General features: G+C 69.2%; 15 protein-coding genes. 11 read left to right on the forward strand and 4 right to left on the reverse strand.

Going from position 1 to position 15,602, the window contains the following annotated elements; all coding sequences use genetic code 11:
- Positions 1-5 precede the first annotated feature (5 nt).
- Positions 6-1,640 (reverse strand): beta-N-acetylhexosaminidase, encoded by a 1,635-nt coding sequence (locus tag AC1DG4_RS01920; RefSeq protein WP_477377410.1) that lies wholly within the window; start codon positions 1,638-1,640, stop codon positions 6-8.
- Positions 1,641-1,798: 158 nt separating this feature from the next.
- On the opposite strand from AC1DG4_RS01920, the gene AC1DG4_RS01925 reads away from it, so the two are divergent.
- The 10 genes from AC1DG4_RS01925 to AC1DG4_RS01970 all read left to right on the forward strand — a co-directional run bounded on the left by AC1DG4_RS01925 (position 1,799) and on the right by AC1DG4_RS01970 (position 12,035).
- Entirely contained in the window at positions 1,799-2,812 is a 1,014-nt protein-coding gene (locus AC1DG4_RS01925; protein ID WP_477377408.1) for a LacI family DNA-binding transcriptional regulator, read from the forward strand.
- A gap of 362 nt (positions 2,813-3,174) precedes the next feature.
- The gene (gene chvE, locus AC1DG4_RS01930; RefSeq protein WP_477377406.1) at positions 3,175-4,302 is read left to right on the forward strand and encodes a multiple monosaccharide ABC transporter substrate-binding protein; all 1,128 of its coding nucleotides are present in this window, start codon (positions 3,175-3,177) and stop codon (positions 4,300-4,302) included.
- A 66-nt stretch (positions 4,303-4,368) separates the two neighbouring features.
- Positions 4,369-5,910 carry a multiple monosaccharide ABC transporter ATP-binding protein gene (mmsA, locus tag AC1DG4_RS01935; RefSeq protein WP_477377404.1) on the forward strand — a complete coding sequence of 514 codons (1,542 nt, stop codon included), beginning with the start codon at positions 4,369-4,371 and terminating at the stop codon, positions 5,908-5,910.
- Entirely contained in the window at positions 5,907-7,112 is a 1,206-nt protein-coding gene (gene mmsB, locus AC1DG4_RS01940) for a multiple monosaccharide ABC transporter permease (protein ID WP_477377402.1), read from the forward strand. The genes mmsA and mmsB overlap by 4 nt, the downstream gene beginning before the upstream one ends.
- 118 nt (positions 7,113-7,230) lie before the next feature.
- On the forward strand, positions 7,231-7,494 hold the full coding sequence (locus tag AC1DG4_RS01945; protein ID WP_477377400.1) for a ribbon-helix-helix protein, CopG family: 264 nt from the start codon (positions 7,231-7,233) through the stop codon (positions 7,492-7,494).
- Positions 7,491-7,919 (forward strand): PIN domain-containing protein, encoded by a 429-nt coding sequence (locus tag AC1DG4_RS01950; protein WP_477377398.1) that lies wholly within the window; start codon positions 7,491-7,493, stop codon positions 7,917-7,919. The genes AC1DG4_RS01945 and AC1DG4_RS01950 overlap by 4 nt, the downstream gene beginning before the upstream one ends.
- 250 nt (positions 7,920-8,169) lie before the next feature.
- A complete protein-coding gene (locus AC1DG4_RS01955) occupies positions 8,170-9,636 on the forward strand; it encodes an APC family permease (RefSeq protein WP_477377396.1) in 1,467 nt (488 codons plus the stop codon).
- A gap of 170 nt (positions 9,637-9,806) precedes the next feature.
- A complete protein-coding gene (locus tag AC1DG4_RS01960; protein WP_477377394.1) occupies positions 9,807-9,935 on the forward strand; it encodes a hypothetical protein in 129 nt (42 codons plus the stop codon).
- A complete protein-coding gene (locus AC1DG4_RS01965) occupies positions 9,932-10,921 on the forward strand; it encodes a hypothetical protein (RefSeq protein WP_477421032.1) in 990 nt (329 codons plus the stop codon). The genes AC1DG4_RS01960 and AC1DG4_RS01965 overlap by 4 nt, the downstream gene beginning before the upstream one ends.
- A gap of 49 nt (positions 10,922-10,970) precedes the next feature.
- The gene (locus tag AC1DG4_RS01970; protein WP_477377389.1) at positions 10,971-12,035 is read left to right on the forward strand and encodes a hypothetical protein; all 1,065 of its coding nucleotides are present in this window, start codon (positions 10,971-10,973) and stop codon (positions 12,033-12,035) included.
- Positions 12,036-12,096: 61 nt separating this feature from the next.
- On the opposite strand, the gene AC1DG4_RS01975 is transcribed toward AC1DG4_RS01970, so the two are convergent.
- From AC1DG4_RS01975 to AC1DG4_RS01985, 3 genes are all read right to left on the reverse strand, one after another.
- Positions 12,097-12,669: a copper resistance CopC family protein gene (locus tag AC1DG4_RS01975; RefSeq protein WP_477377387.1), complete on the reverse strand. Its 573-nt coding sequence runs from the start codon at positions 12,667-12,669 to the stop codon at positions 12,097-12,099.
- Positions 12,666-13,388, reverse strand: a complete 723-nt coding sequence (locus tag AC1DG4_RS01980; protein ID WP_477377385.1) for a YcnI family copper-binding membrane protein — start codon at positions 13,386-13,388, stop codon at positions 12,666-12,668. Before AC1DG4_RS01980 ends, AC1DG4_RS01975 begins: the two co-directional genes overlap by 4 nt.
- A gap of 81 nt (positions 13,389-13,469) precedes the next feature.
- Entirely contained in the window at positions 13,470-14,069 is a 600-nt protein-coding gene (locus AC1DG4_RS01985) for a hypothetical protein (RefSeq protein WP_477377383.1), read from the reverse strand.
- A gap of 155 nt (positions 14,070-14,224) precedes the next feature.
- On the opposite strand from AC1DG4_RS01985, the gene tyrS reads away from it, so the two are divergent.
- Positions 14,225-15,526: a tyrosine--tRNA ligase gene (gene tyrS, locus AC1DG4_RS01990; protein ID WP_477377381.1), complete on the forward strand. Its 1,302-nt coding sequence runs from the start codon at positions 14,225-14,227 to the stop codon at positions 15,524-15,526.
- The last annotated feature ends 76 nt before the right edge of the window (positions 15,527-15,602 follow it).

Here is a 15,602-nt window from a genome sequence, read left to right on the forward strand (position 1 = left end):
ACCCCCTACGCCAGGTTCGCCGTGAGCCGGGCGATCTGCGCCGCGCGCTCGGCGCGGTCGAACGTCTTGCCCGGCACGCCGGGGACCTGCTGCCACGGGCGGGGGCCGGCCTTCGGGCGGTACTCGATCCCTGCCGCGTCCAGACGGGCGAGATGGCCCTCGAGGCGTTCGGGGAACGAGTCCACGGCATCCGGATCCTGTCCGCTCCACAGCGCCTCCGCGAGACCGCACAGCCGCGGGAAGAGCTGGTAGTCGCGGCGGCGGGCCGAGTCGACGTGCTCGGCCCAGAGGTTCGCCTGCCCGCCGAGGATGCGCCCGCGGTGCTCGGGCTCGAGCGCGTCGGGGATCGGATCGAAGGCGCGCACGTGCGCGACCGTGGTCACGAGGCCGGTCGGGATCGGCTCGTCGGGGGAGTCGGACTGCCGGTAGTCGAGGTACACGGTGTCCTCCGGGCACATCACCACATCGGACCCGCGTCGCGCCGCGATCACCGCGCCCGCCGTGCCGCGCCAGGAGGCGACCGTCGCTCCGGTGACGGTGCCGCCCTCGAGGATCTCGTCCCAGCCGTACAGACGGCGCCCCCGGGAGCGGACGTGCTCGTCGATGCGGGCGATGAACCAGCTCTGCAGCTCGTCCTCCGTGGCGAGACCGCGTTCGCGCATGAGCTCCTGCGTGCGGGCATCGGCCCGCCATTCGTCCTTACGGCACTCGTCGCCTCCGATGCCGATGACCTCGGAGGGGAAGATCTCGATGATCTCGTCGAGCACGTCGCAGAAGAAGGCGACGGTCGACTCCTCGACGTTGAGCGCGTGCGGGTTGATGCCCCATCCGGTCCAGGGGGCGAGCGGCTCGGCGACCAGGCCGAGCTGCGGATACGCGGCGATCGCCGCCTGCACATGGCCGGGCAGCTCGATCTCGGGCACCACGGTGATCCCGCGCGCGGCCGCGTAGGCGACGATCTCGCGCAGATCGTCCTGCGTGTAGAAGCCTCCGTGCGGCATGCCGTCCTGCGTGGATCCAGGACCGGATCCGCGCTGCGACGACGGCCGCCACCCGCCGACCTCCGTCAGCCGGAGGTACGCGCGGATCTGCGCCCGCCAGCCCTGGTCATCGGTGAGGTGCAGGTGCAGGATGTTGAGCCGGTGCATCGCGAGCTGGTCGATCACCCGCAGCACCTCGACCGTCGGCGCGAAGTGCCGCGCGACGTCGAGCATGAGGCCGCGCCAGCGGTATCGCGGTGCGTCCTCGATGCGCACCGCGGGCAGGCCCACGGGGGACTCCGGGGCGATCGGCGCTCGCCGGAACGCGCGCGACGGCAGCAGTTGCAGGAGAGTCTGCACCGCGTGGTGCGCGCCTCGCACGTCGGCCGCGGCGATCCTGATGCCGCTCTCGTCCACCGTGAGCGCGTATGCCTCCTCCGCGAGGAGCGGATCGACGGCGAATGCGACGGCGGGGGAGCCCCCGTCGTCAGCGGGCCCATCCAGTCCGAGGGACAGGCCGAGCCCCGCGCGCAGCGCCTCCTGCAGTCGCTCCGCCGCCGCGCGCAGGGGTCCTGCGACGCGAATCAGGGTGGCCGCGGAGAGCAGGAACTCACCGGATCCGGCCTCGACGCGGGACGGCTGGGGCAGAAGGTTCAGCACAACGGCTCCTCGACTTGGTTGCGCATGCTGCAACGCAGCGTGCGTGACGTGGAACCAGCCTATTCCCGCCGGGCGGCAGAGGGGGGAAGCGGCCGACGGGTCCGCCGCCTCCGGCGCCTCGCGCATAATGAGTCTGACCGATCTGAACGGAGGTGCGCGTGGCTGTGGAGAGCGAGCCGCCTCGCGCCCTGAACATCCGCGACGTGGCACGCGAGGCCGGAGTCTCGTACCAGACGGTGTCGCGGGTGTTGAACGGCAGCGACCGGATCAGGGAGAAGACGCGCGAGCACGTGCAGTCGGTCATCGACCGGCTTGGCTACCGCCCGAACCCCGTCGCGCGAGCGCTGTCAACGAGCCGATCCCGCACGATCGGCGTGCTCACGGCGCACAGCGCGCTGTACGGACCGGCCACAGCCATCACCGCCATCGAGTTCGCGGCGCGTGACGCCGGCTACCGGCTGTCCATCGCCAATCTGCGTTCGGGCGAGCCCGAGTCCGTGCGCGCCAGCATCGACGATCTGCTCAGTCACGCGGTCGAGGCGATCATCGTGATCGCGCCGCAGCAGGAGGTCCTGAGCGAGGTCGGCGGGATGAGCGTGGACGTGCCCATCGTGGCGCTCGGACCGAGCGGTGAGCGTCATTCGATGGCGATGGATCAGATCGCGGGCGCCAGGGCCGCGGTCGGCCATCTCGCGGATCTCGGGCACGAGTTCATCGTTCACCTCGCCGGTCCGCAGAACTGGACCGAGGCCGAGGCGCGCATGGTCGGCTATCTGCGCGAGCTCGACGCCCGGGACCTGCGCGTGCGTGCCCCGCTGCTGGGGGACTGGACCGCGCAGTTCGGGTACGAAGCGGGCCGGAGCCTGCTGCGGATGCCGGACTTCACGGCGGTCTTCGCCGGCAACGACTCGATGGCGCTCGGCTTCCTGCACGCCTGCCGCGAGCTCGGCGTCAGGGTGCCGGAGGACGTCAGCGTGGTCGGGTTCGACGACATCCCGGAGGCCGCGCACTTCTTCCCGCCGCTCACCACGGTCCGGCAGGACTTCGTCGAGGTGGGCCGACGGACCATCCGGATGCTGCTGGCGCAGCTCGGCGGCGACGAGCTGCCGCAGGAACCCCTGATCCCGAGCTTGATCGTGCGCGCATCGACCGCAGCGCCCCGCTCCTCCTGACGACGCAGGCGATAGCTGCCGGGGCCGCCCGATCGGATGAAGATTCCGCATCGTCTCGAATGTCCTCTTGACAAATGTGACCGGTTCGCCAGAGGATCACTCGTGCGGGTGTGATCGGTCACAGCCGCGGCGACGACGGGGTCGGATTCCGAACCTCTCGCCGTCCGAGCGCATGAGGTCGGCGGCCACCGGCCCTGTGCGAAACAGCACCACGAACCGACGTCCGCAGTGATGCGGTCGTCACCTCGACCCACGCCCTCGTTCTCGAGGCGCAGGTCCGAAACGGGCCGTCCGATCGCTCCATCGGCGCGCTCTCTGCTGTCCTGAGCGCGCCATGGCGGCCGCTCGACGAAAGGAATCACATGAAGTTCAAGAGACTGGTCGTCGGCATCGCAGCCGCCGCGACCCTCGCCCTCAGCCTGACCGCGTGCGCGGGAACCCGTGGCGGCGGTGGAACCTCGACCGAGGATCCCGGCGCCAACAAGGGCGCGCTGGTCGGTGTCGCGATGCCGACGAAGACGTCGACCCGGTGGATCCACGACGGCGACGCCGTCAAGGCGGGGCTGGAGAAGCTCGGCTACAAGGTCGACCTCGAGTACGCGGACGACGACATCCCCACTCAGGTGCAGCAGATCTCGAACATGCTCACCAAGGGCGCGAAGGTCCTCATCATCGCCTCCGTCGACGGCACGGCGCTGTCCAGCCAGCTCGACCAGGCCGCGTCGAAGGGCGTGAAGGTCATCGCGTACGACCGGCTCATCAACGGCAACAAGAACGTGGACTTCTACACGACCTTCGACAACTACAAGGTCGGGGTGCAGCAGGCGACCAGCCTCCTGGAGGGCCTCGGAGTGCTCGACAAGACCGGCAAGGACACCGGAGCCGCGGGGCCGTTCAACATCGAGCTGTTCGCCGGAAGCCCGGATGACAACAACGCCACGTTCTTCTTCAACGGCGCGATGGACACCCTCAAGCCCTACCTCGACAAGGGCGTCGTGAAGGTCGGCAGCGGTCAGACCGGTTTCACCCAGGTCGCCACCCAGGGCTGGCAGGCCGACGTGGCCAAGAAGCGCATGCAGGACCTCATCGCCTCGACGTACTCGAACGGCCAGACCGTGAACGGCGTGCTCTCGCCCTACGACGGCCTCTCCATCGGCATCATCTCCGCCCTCACCGGCGCCGGCTACGCGACCGACAAGCTCCCGATCATCACCGGGCAGGACGCGGAGATCCCGTCGGTGAAGTCGATCATCGCGGGACAGCAGTACTCGACGATCTACAAGGACACCCGCAAGCTCGCGGGCGAGGCCGTGAAGATGGCCGACGACGTGCTGAACGGCAAGAGCCCCGAGGTCAACGACACGAAGTCCTACGACAACAAGACCAAGGTCGTCCCGACGTTCCTGTTCGAGCCGGTCGTGGTGACGAAGGACAACTACAAGGAAGCCGTTCTCGACACGGGCTACTACACCGCGGACCAGCTCAAGTAACCCCTCCCTCGACAGGGTGGCTGCGGACGCTCCCGCAGCCACCCTCTCTGACGAAAGGAGAGCGAGATGAGTGACAACATCCTCGAGATGCGCGGGATCACCAAGACGTTCCCGGGCGTGAAGGCCTTGCAGGACGTGTCGATCACCGTGCAGCGCGGCCATGTGCACGCGATCTGCGGCGAGAACGGCGCCGGCAAGAGCACCCTCATGAAGGTGCTCTCGGGCGTCTACCCGCACGGATCCTACGACGGCGAGATCCTCCTGGACGGCGAGCCCGTCGCCTTCCGGAGCATCAACGAGTCCGAGCACGCCGGCGTGGTGATCATCCACCAGGAGCTGGCGCTGAGCCCGTACCTCTCGATCGCGGAGAACATCTTCCTCGGCAACGAGCGCCAGTCCGGCGGCTGGATCGACTGGAACACCACCAACCAGGAGGCGGCGAAGCTGCTGACGAGCGTCGGGCTCAAGGAGAACCCCGCCACGAAGATCGCCGACATCGGCGTCGGCAAGCAGCAGCTCGTCGAGATCGCGAAGGCGCTCTCCAAGAGCGTGCGGCTGCTGATCCTCGACGAGCCGACCGCCGCGCTCAACGACGACGACTCCGCCCACATGCTGGAGCTGATCACGCACCTGCGCGATGAGGGCATCACGTCGATCATCATCAGCCACAAGCTCAACGAGATCCGCGCGATCGCCGATGAGGTCACCGTCATCCGCGACGGGCGCAACATCGAGACCCTGGAGATGCGCACCGACGACGTGAGCGAGGACCGGATCATCCGCGGCATGGTCGGGCGGGATCTGGCGAGCCGGTTCCCGGACCGCACGCCGAAGATCGGCGACGAGCTGCTGCGTATCGAGGACTGGACCGTGCACCACCCGCTCGACCACGAGCGCAAGGTCGTCGACGGCGCGAACCTGTTCGTCCGCGAAGGCGAGATCGTCGGGATCGCCGGCATCATGGGCGCCGGACGCACCGAACTCGCGATGAGCGTGTTCGGCCGCAGCTACGGCGTGAACATCTCGGGCCGGGTCTACAAGCGCGGGGCCGAGATCTCCACGAAGACCGTGTCGGAGGCCATCGACCATGGCCTCGCCTACGCGACCGAGGACCGCAAGAGGTTCGGGCTGAACCTCATCGACGACGTCGAGCGGAACATCACGATCGCCGCGCTGGACCGGATCGCGAAGGTCGGCTGGGTGAACGAGAGCAGGGAGCGCATCGTCGCGGAGTCGTACCGCAAGAGCATGAACATCAAGACGAGCTCCGTCGAGGCGGTCGTCGGCAAGCTCTCGGGCGGCAACCAGCAGAAGGTCGTGCTCTCCAAATGGATGAACACGTCACCCGACGTGCTGATCCTCGACGAGCCCACCCGCGGCATCGACGTCGGGGCGAAGTACGAGATCTACGGCATCATCAACAAGCTCGCGAGCGAGGGCAAGGGCGTCATCGTGATCTCCAGCGAGCTGCCAGAACTGATCGGTCTCTGCGACCGCATCTACACCCTCGCCGAGGGGCGCATCACCGCGGACGTCCCGCGGACGGAGGCCACGGCGGAGAACCTCATGCGTTTCATGACCCAGGAGAAGGAGGTGGGCTCCGTATGAGCGGCTCATCCATCACCCCCCCGACGAACTCGCTGCGCAACGCGTTCGAGTTCCTCACCGGCCAGCTGCGGCAGATCGGCCTGTTCATCGCGCTGATCGTCATCGTGATCTTCTTCCAGATCACGACCGGCGGCATCACGCTCGCGCCGATCAACGTGTCGAACCTGATCATCCAGAACAGCTACATTCTGATCCTCGCGATCGGCATGGTCATGGTGATCATCGCCGGACACATCGACCTGTCGGTCGGATCCGTCGTCGCCTTCATCGGAGCCGCCGCGGGCGTGCTGATCACCAAGATGGGCGTGCCGTGGCCGGTCGCCGTCGTGCTGTGCCTCGTGCTCGGCGCGCTGATCGGCGCCTGGCAGGGCTTCTGGATCGCGTACTTCAAGATCCCGGCGTTCATCGTGACCCTGGCGGGAATGCTCACGTTCCGCGGACTCACCGAGATCACGCTGCAGAACACCGCGATCTCGCCGTTCCCGGACGGGTTCCGCGCGATCGGCGCCGGCTTCCTGCCGGATCTCGGAGGCGGGCAGACGATCGTCGAGCCGCTCACGATCATCCTCGCGGTGCTCGTCGTGCTGGGAATGGTCGGCTTCGGGATCCGCGGCCGGATGACCCGGCGGAAGTTCGCGGTGGAGGACGAGCCGCTGTGGTGGTTCGTCGCGAAGCTCGCCTTCACGAGCCTGCTGATCGCTTTGGTCGCCTACCTGCTGGCGAGTTACAACGGTACTCCGATCGCGCTCGTGATCCTCGGCGTGCTGACCGTGGTCTACTCCGCGATCATGGCCCGCAGCGTCTGGGGACGGCACATCTACGCGATCGGCGGCAACCCGCTCGCCGCGAGCCTGTCCGGGGTGAAGACGCCGCGCGTCACGTTCACGCTGTTCATCAACATGGGCGTGCTGTCCGCGCTCGCCGGCCTCGTGTTCACGTCGCAGCTGAACCTCGCCAGCCCCCGCAACGGTGACGGATTCGAGCTCGACGCGATCGCGGCCGTGTTCATCGGCGGTGCGGCGGTCACCGGCGGCATCGGCAGGATCACCGGTGCGATCATCGGCGGTCTGATCATCGGCATCCTGAACAACGGCATGTCGATCCTCGGCGTCGGCACCGAGTACCAGGCCCTCATCAAGGGCCTCGTGCTGCTCGCCGCGGTCGCGTTCGACGTGTTCAACAAGCGCCGCTCGGGGCGCTGACCCGCGAGAAACCAGATCCAGCATGAGACCTACCCGCAGAAGATATGTCTCATGCTGGATCTGGTTTCTCACCCGCGACGGTGCGGGCGACGGAGTCATGATGTAATCTGGTTACATCATGAGCCTTGTCCGCACCCAGATCTCGCTCAGCGACGACGATCGCCGAGTGCTCGACGCCGCCGCGCGACGCACGGGGCGATCGATGAGTGCGCTCATCCGCGATGCGATCCACACGACCTATGGGCGGACGGAAGAACCTGACCGGATCCGTACCCTGATCGACATGACGTTCGGCGTCGTCGAGATCGAGATGCCCGGTGAGCGGCTGGTCGATTCGCTGCGCTCCGGCGGACGGCTCCCAGCGCCTTCAGCGTCGGCATGAGCTGCTTCATCGACACCTCGGTTCTCATCGATCACAGCCGTGGCGTGCAGGAAGCGCGAGCGGCCCTGATCGATGCCGCCGCAGAGGGCCCGCTGCACTCGAGCGAGATCGTCCGCGCCGAGCTGCTGATCCTCATCCACGAGCGGGAACTCACCCTCGTGGAACCCCTCCTGAACGCCATCGTGTGGCACCCGGTGGATCGGCCGGTCGCCGAGCTCGCCGGTGCGCTCGGTCGCCGATGGCTTCCGGCGTTCAACGGCATCGACGCCGCGGACTTCCTCATCGCAGCGACGGCGACGTTGCTCGACGCGCGGCTGCTGACCCGCAACGTGAAGCACTTCCCGATGTTCGACGGTCTTCAGTCTCCGTACTGCGGTGCGGGAGCAGTACCCGATCCTGATTGCCAGGGTCGACCTCGCGCATGAGCTCACCGCGTTCCGGACTCGCGTGTCCGCCACGCATCTCGAAGGGCACACGCTGATGCGCAACGGATCCGCGTCCTCGGCATCCGGATCCCGCGGGAATCCGCACATTTCGGGCGCGAACTTCCCAGCCTGCACATAGCTTCGGGGAACGTGCCCGAAACGATGCTCTGGTTCTCTAGGCGCAGGGATACCCGGGGTGCTAGCGTCCCCCTGTCATCCCCCACACCCGACGATGAGACAGGGGAACAGAGTGACCCAGAATCCGCTCGAGACGGACACGTCCTTGCAACGCGCGATCGACTATCAGGAGCATGCGCTCCAGGCCGGTGGCGTCTCCAAAGCGGGCTCGACGCTGATGGCCGTGGCCGGCAGCGCGCCCGCCTACTCCATCGCGGCTAGCACCGCTCTGCTGATCGGCGCCGCGGGCGTCGGCGCACCCGCCGCCCTCCTGTGGTGCGGCATCCCGATGCTCGGCATCGCGTTCGCGTTCAGCCATCTCGCCCGCGTCGACAGCCACGCCGGCGCGTCGTTCTCCTGGGTGGCGCGTGGCCTGCACCCCGTGCTCGGCTTCTTCGCCGGCTGGGCGCTGGTGATCTCGGCGACCGTGTTCATGGTGGCCGGCGCTCTGCCCGCCGGTCAGATGACCGTCGCCCTCTTCGCGCCGGAGCAGGCGAACAACACGCTGCTCGTGACGCTGGTCGGATCCGTGTGGTTCCTCGTGATGGCGGCGGCCGTCATCTTCGGCGTGCATACGACCGAGAGGGCGCAGTGGATCATGTCGGTGGTCGAGGTCGGGATCCTGGTGGTGTTCGCCGCCATCGCGATCCCCCGCGCGATCTCGACCTATCACCACGGCGAGACGTTCTCGTGGGACTGGTTCGGCTTCGGGCACCTGACGACCGCCGGGGTCTTCGTCTCGGCCGCGTTGATCGCGGCGTTCTACTACTGGGGCTGGGACGTCACGGCGAACCTCGGCGAGGAGACGAAGAACGCGCACAAGACCACCGGCATGGCCGGGATCCTGGGCATCGTGATCGTCTTCATCCTGTTCGAGATCTACACCACGACGACGCTCGTGATGCTCCCGGGCAAGACCATCGAGGACAACAGCGGCAATGTACTGAGTGTGCTGGGCGATGCGATCATGCCCGGAATCGGCGGCAAGATCCTCATCATCGCGGTCGCGCTCTCCACGATCGCGACACTCGAGACCACGCTCGTGCAGGTGAGCCGCACGCTGTTCGCGATGGGGCGCGACCGCACGATCCCGTTCGCCTTCGGCAGGATCAACCGCAAGTGGAAGACGCCGGTGTTCGCGACCCTCGTCGTGGTCGTCGTGTCCCTGCTGCTGTTCGTGCTGGCCAACGTGTTCGGCGACAGCGTGGGGCAGATCCTCGGCTGGGCGGTGTCGTCGATCGGCCTGCAGATCGCGTTCTACTACGCGCTCGCGGGTCTCGCCGTGGTGATCGGCTTCCGGAAGGTGATCTTCAAGTCCGTGAAGAACGTCATCCTGATCGGCATCTGGCCACTGGTCGGAGCCCTGTTCATGATGTACATCTTCTTCACGTCCATCCCGAACAACGAGCCGGTTGTGAACATCCTCGGACTCGGCCTGATCGCGCTCGGTGTCGTGCCGCTCGCACTCTTCTACCGCAAGGCGAAGGACACCTACTTCTCCCGGCGTCCGCTCGAGGTCCCGGAGGACTTCTCGGCTTAGGCGGATCCGACACAGCGCAGGGCGGGCGTTCGCGTCCGCCCTGCGCTGTGTCGGTGCGGCCGCTGCGCCGGCCTCGCGCAGCCCCTGTGCCGCGGTCCGTCGCGGGTACGGGTCGCCGCCCTCGCCGCCAGGCCTACCGGAATGTCGGTGACGCGGGGGAGGATGGGGGCATGCCCACCATCCCCTTCACCGCCGCGCCCGTGTCCGCGCAGGACGCGGCGACGAAGCGGCGGGGCCTTCTGAAGCCCGTCCTTCTGAGGCGCGGCGGCGACAGGGTGCGGAAGGCGGTGATGTCATGATCGTCGCCGGACTGATCCTGCTGTCGGTAGGACTCGCCGACGTGCTGCGCCGCTTCCTGAGCGGGCGCGCGCTGTGGATCGGGATCGCGGTGGCCGGCGTCCTCGTTCTGGTGCTCGCCACCCTGGGCGGCGCATACCTCTACGCCGTGGTCGGCCTCGCGCTCGCGGCGTTGTGGGTGTGGCTGCTCCCGCTCGACGGACGGCCCCGGCTGTCGTTCTGGCCGGCGGTGCTGCTGGCGGTCCTCGTGGTCGCGCTGGTCGCCTTCCTGCCCGCCCGTGTGATGACCGGGCTCTTCGCGGGGCGCTGGCTGGCGACGCCGTTCGGACCGATCGGATTCGACCTGCTCATCCTCGGTCTCGGCGTCTTCGCCGTGCTGCTCGAGACCGGCAACGTGATCGTCCGCGCGGCACTGCTGGGCGAGCGGGCCGAGATCCCTGCGGATGTGGAGCCGGACCACGAAGCGCCGGGTATGAGTGCTGGTGCACGCGCCGGTGCGGTGGCGGGGCTCTTGCCCGTCCCGTCCGCTGCCGTCGATCCCGGAACCCCGACCGCGTCCGAACCCACCCCGCCGGCTCCCACGGCGGATCACGGCTTCCGCGGCGGACGCCTGATCGGGCCGCTCGAGCGCGTGATCGTGCTGCTTCTCACGCTGTTCGCGGCCTATCCGCTGCTCGCGGCGTTGTGGGTGTGGCTGCTCCCGCTCGACGGACGGCCCCGGCTGTCTCCGTCCCCGAGTCGCGCGAACTCTCCTGAAGGAGGACCCATGACCGAGCAGCCCCGGTTCACGCTGGACAGCACCCTCGGCGAGATCCTCGACGACCCCGGGGCGCGGGCCGTGCTGGACGAGATCGTGCCCGGCGTCTCGACGCACTCCCTGGTGTTCCTCGCCCGCGGGATCACCCTGGCCGACGGCGCCGCGCGGCTCGGGTCAGTCGAGCCGGAGCGTCTCGCCGAACTCGACGCGCGGCTGCGCGCGCTGGGGTGAAGCGGTCCGGGACCACGGCCGCGCCTGCGCGCTCCCTAGACTGACCGGGATGTCCGAGCACCACGCCCCGCGTTCGACGCACCATACGGTTCACTCCGTGGCGCCGACGGATCCCGAACCGGTGCGCCCCGAGCCGGGGCCGGTCTGGCGGCGAGTCCTGCATCTGCCGCTGTTCTGGGCGCTGGTGTGCGGCGCCCTGGCATTGCCGGGATACCTCGGTGGACACCTCGAGTTCCTGTCGTTCCTCTTCACGCTCGTGGGCGGCTGGCTCTGCGGCTTCGCGTTCGTGAACGCGACGCTGCGGATGCCGGCCCGCCGCGGACTGATCGCCCACATCGCCGGCGCCGCGGGCGCGGGGCTGCTGCTGTGGCTCCTTGCCGAAGCGGCTCCCGCGCTGCTGGCGCCCCAGCCCACCCCCGCGCGCGCGTTCCTCGCCGTGCTGCAGATGGGGGCAGCGCCGGCCGCCGGCTGGGTCTGGCTCGGGCTGATCAGCCGGGTCACGGCGATGATCGGCGCCCGGGACGCCGCGAAGGCGCCGCCCGCTCCGCTGTGGGAGGCCGCGGATCGCGGATCGCTCGCGCGCTTCCGAGGGGTGCCGCTCACCACGCGAGCGCTCGTGCTCTGGTGCGTCCTCACCACGGCCGTCGTGGCGGGCATGGTCCTGGCCATCCTGATCGTCACCGGCGCGACGATCCTGAACGTCGGGCCGAAGCTCTTCCTCCTGCTGTACGTCGTGGTGCCCGGCCTCCCCGCCTACCTGCTGATGTCGTGGCTCCTTCGTCGTCGCGCGGTCGACTGCGCCGTGCGCTTCGACGCGGACCGTCTGCGGATCGAGGTCGCCGGAGCCGAGCAGGGGATCCGCTATCGCGAGCTCGAGCGACTGGTCTGGCGGGCGGAAGGCGACTTCGCACGGATCGAGGCGCGCGGATCCGGCGTCGACGTGACGCTCATCGCCGGGATCGCGCGCACGCCCGGTGGCACGGTTCCCGCGCTGCCGACGCTGTCCCGCCGCGTGGTGCAGCTCATGGAGGAGGCGGGGCTCAGGTCGCGGACGCTGCGTGGCGGGCGGGCGCTGATCTTCGAACGCGTGCCTGCCGTGCGCGTTCCGGGCTGAGCAAGACGAAACGCGGTGCTCTCGGAAGAGCACCGCGTTCCGTCTCCAGCCGGGGTGTGGTTCAGCTCCTGCGGCCGCGGGCGAGCGCCCACGCGCCCACACCGACGCCGACCAGCACGACCGCGCCGATGCCGAGTCCGATCCACAGACCCGTGTCTGTGCCGGTGGCCGCCCCTGGTGTCTCGGAGGTCGCCGACGCGGCAGGGCCGCAGATCGGCTTCGCGGATCCGGCCGCCGCGGGCGTCGCGGTGCCGTCCGGTGCATACGCGAACGTGTAGCTGCCGGAGATCGGGTGCCCATCGGAGGACACCACGCGCCAGAGCACCTCGTACGTGCCGGCGCCTCCGAGCGCGATCGGCGAGGACACGACCGGCCCGTTGAGGTCGGGGCACGCGGTCTCGTAGTACTTCTTGTCGGGCCCGATCACCTGGATGATCGTCGCTCCTTCGGTGCCGAGCGGATCCGCACTGAAGGTGAGCGCGACCGAGGACAGGCTCTTCACGGTCGACCCCTGGGCCGGATCCGTGTTCTCGAGCGTGTCGTGCGCGCTCGCCGCCGTGGCGCCGGCGGTGGCCAGGACCAGCCCGACCCCGATCGTCGCCGCGAGTGCGGTGAGCCGGTGGCGCATGCTCATGCGTCGCCCTTCTTCCTTCGGCCCAGCGCGAAGCCGCCGAGCAGCGCGCCGCCCGCAGCGACGACGAGCGCGGCGATGCTGAGGCCCAGCGCGAGACCGCCCTGACCATCGGCGGGCGTCTGCGCCGACGCGACCGGTGCGGTCGTCGCGGTTGCGCCGCCGTGGTGGTCAGCGGGGGGAGCGTCGTTCACCCACACCACGGGCGCGGGCTCGAGCGTGTCGTCCTTGGCCGCTTCCTCCGGCGTTGCAGACCACTCCACGACCTTGCCGTCGGAATAGGTCTGCGTCGCGGGGATCACGATGCGGCCCGTGTCCGGCACCGGTCCGAGCGACAGCGTGAACGTCTGGAACTGGCCAGGCGCGATCCCGCCGGCATCGGCGGTGAAGGTGACCTCCGTGGTGGCCTCGCTGATGGTGTTGCCCTCGACCTTCACCGGCTTGGGCAGTGCAGTCTTGGTCGCGGCTCCCGTCCAGCCCGCGGTGGGCTGGTAGCTGACGCTCGTGAACGGGGTGTCGGCGGGCAGGTGGATCTCGAGCTTGACCGTGCTGGCGGTCGTGGATTCGTTCGGAACCCGGAACGTGACGTAGGTCCAGGATCCGGCCTCGGCCTGGTTCGGGGTCGCGGTCACGTGCGCCGAGGCGGCCAGGGGTGCAGCGAGGGCGAGCACGGCGCCGGCGGCGAGGCCGACGAGGACGCGGGTAGCAGTGGTGTTTCGCATGGAGTTCGTTCTTTCTGAGGTCGTCTGTGGTGCACCACGGGCGCGCAGCGAGCGGCCCGTCAGGGGTGCGGGTGAGGGAGGTCAGGCCGCGAGCGGCGGACCCCTCCTCGACACGACGGTCAGAACGAAGAGAGAGCGGAGCGTCTGCCCGGCGGCCGGCGGCGCAGCCGGGACGCGGTGCGCGGGCGACGGCGGAGCGGTGAGCAGCCGTGCCACGAGGTTCCAGCCGGTGAGCTCGAGCAGCGCGCGCAGCGTCTGCTCGCCGCGGCCGAGGGCCAGCACCGTGAGCACCGCGGCGATCGCGTGCGCGACCCACATCGCGGGCTGCAGGTGCAGGGCGTGCCCGGCGTCGACGGCGGTGGCGCCGAGGGCGCCGGAGAGCTCGGCGCCGTGCAGGTGCCCGCCGGCGACCGCGGATCCGGATCCGGATCCCACGCCGATCAGCAGCAGCCCGTGGAACGCGATCTGGCTCAGCCCCACGGCGAGCGACAGGCGGGCCCAGCTCAGCGTCCGCCCTGCCAACGCGATGCAGACGGGCGCGGCGAACAGCAGCGCGAGCACCACCCCGATCATCGGGGCGGGCTCGCCATCGGCCGTGGAGTGCGAGACGGAGGCCACGAACGTCGCGACCAGGGCGGCGATCAGGCCCCGGACCGTGCGACCTGCGCGCGTTCCCCACACGAGCCCCAGCTTATCTGCCCCGTTTCGGGGCGCAGAACCGTCATTCGGGGCGCAGCAGGCCGCTCGAAGCCGGTGGCGCGCGCCCCGAAACGGGCGTTCGCGACCCGAACGCGGGGGAGGGGGAGCAGCCGGATCCGCGCTGGTAGCCTGATCCGGTGTCGAACCCATCCCTGACGACCGCGGCACCGGCCATCGACCCCACGTTCGAGAACGTGTGGGATGAGCTGGTCTGGCGCGGACTCGTCCACGTGTCCACGGATCCGGAGGCGCTGCGCGCCCTTCTCGCAGGTCCCGCGATCACGTATTACTGCGGCTTCGACCCGACGGCGCCGAGCCTGCACCTCGGCAACCTCGTGCAGCTGCTGACGCTGCGCCGCATCCAGCTCGCCGGGCACAAGCCGCTCGGGCTCGTGGGCGGATCCACGGGCCTCATCGGCGACCCCCGCCCCACGGCGGAGCGCACGCTGAACACGCGCGAGACCGTCGAGGACTGGGTCGGGCTCCTGCGCGCGCAGGTCGAGCGCTACCTCAGCTTCGAGGGCGACAACGCGGCACGGATCGTGAACAACCTCGACTGGACCGCGCCGATGAGCGCGATCGACTTCCTGCGCGAAATCGGCAAGCACTACCGCGTCGGCACGATGCTGAAGAAGGATGCGGTCGCCGCGCGCCTGAACTCCGATGCCGGCATCAGCTACACGGAGTTCAGCTACCAGATCCTGCAGGGCCTGGACTACCTCGAGCTGCACCGTCAGTACGACTGCGTGCTGCAGACCGGCGGAAGTGACCAGTGGGGCAACCTCACCAGCGGGACGGATCTCATCCACCGCGTCGAGGGAGCCTCGGTGCACGCGATCGGCACCCCGCTGATCACGAACAGCGACGGCACCAAGTTCGGCAAGAGCGAGGGCAATGCGATCTGGCTCGACGCCGAGATGTGCAGCCCGTACCGGATGTACCAGTTCTGGCTGAGCACCGCCGACGCCGATGTGATCGACAGGCTCAAGGTCTTCACCTTCCTCACCCGTGCCGAGATCGAGGAGTACGCGGCGCTCGTCGAGTCCGAGCCGTTCCGCCGCGCCGCACAGAAGCGTCTCGCCCTCGAGGTCGTCGCCACCGTGCACGGCGACGAGGCGACCGCCGCGGTGATCGCCGCGTCGGAGGCGCTGTTCGGACAGGGCGACCTGTCGGCGCTCGACGCCGCAACACTGCGCACAGCGCTCGAGGAACTGCCGAACGCGCAGGTGGCCGCCGGATCCACCGTCGTCGACGCGCTCGTGGCGACCGGGTTGGTCTCCAGCGCCTCCGAGGCCCGGCGTGCCATCGCGCAGGGCGGTGTCTCGGTCGACGGCGAGCGGGTGGAGTCCGACGACGCGACCGTGCCGCTCGGGCTGCCCGGCGGGGTCTCGGTGCTGCGGCGCGGCAAGAAGACGCTCGCAGGCCTGCTTCCCGCCTGACTCGCGCGCGGATCCGATCCGCCGACGCCCCCTCTGGCTATCCGCGCCCCCTCTGGGGTGCGCAGGTTAGAGGGGG

The organism is Microbacterium sp. 05N427 (assembly GCF_056397105.1).

Bases quoted from the DNA above. Each gene is read 5' to 3' on its own strand.
- AC1DG4_RS01945 (WP_477377400.1), top strand. From the start codon at position 7,231: ATGAGCCTTGTCCGCACCCAGATCTCGCTCAGCGACGACGATCGCCGA.
- AC1DG4_RS01950 (WP_477377398.1), top strand. From the start codon at position 7,491: ATGAGCTGCTTCATCGACACCTCGGTTCTCATCGATCACAGCCGTGGC.
- AC1DG4_RS01960 (WP_477377394.1), top strand. From the start codon at position 9,807: ATGCCCACCATCCCCTTCACCGCCGCGCCCGTGTCCGCGCAGGACGCG.
- AC1DG4_RS01980 (WP_477377385.1), bottom strand. From the start codon at position 13,388: ATGCGAAACACCACTGCTACCCGCGTCCTCGTCGGCCTCGCCGCCGGC.
- AC1DG4_RS01965 (WP_477421032.1), top strand. From the start codon at position 9,932: ATGATCGTCGCCGGACTGATCCTGCTGTCGGTAGGACTCGCCGACGTG.
- AC1DG4_RS01975 (WP_477377387.1), bottom strand. From the start codon at position 12,669: ATGAGCATGCGCCACCGGCTCACCGCACTCGCGGCGACGATCGGGGTC.
- AC1DG4_RS01970 (WP_477377389.1), top strand. From the start codon at position 10,971: ATGTCCGAGCACCACGCCCCGCGTTCGACGCACCATACGGTTCACTCC.
- chvE (WP_477377406.1), top strand. From the start codon at position 3,175: ATGAAGTTCAAGAGACTGGTCGTCGGCATCGCAGCCGCCGCGACCCTC.
- mmsA (WP_477377404.1), top strand. From the start codon at position 4,369: ATGAGTGACAACATCCTCGAGATGCGCGGGATCACCAAGACGTTCCCG.
- mmsB (WP_477377402.1), top strand. From the start codon at position 5,907: ATGAGCGGCTCATCCATCACCCCCCCGACGAACTCGCTGCGCAACGCG.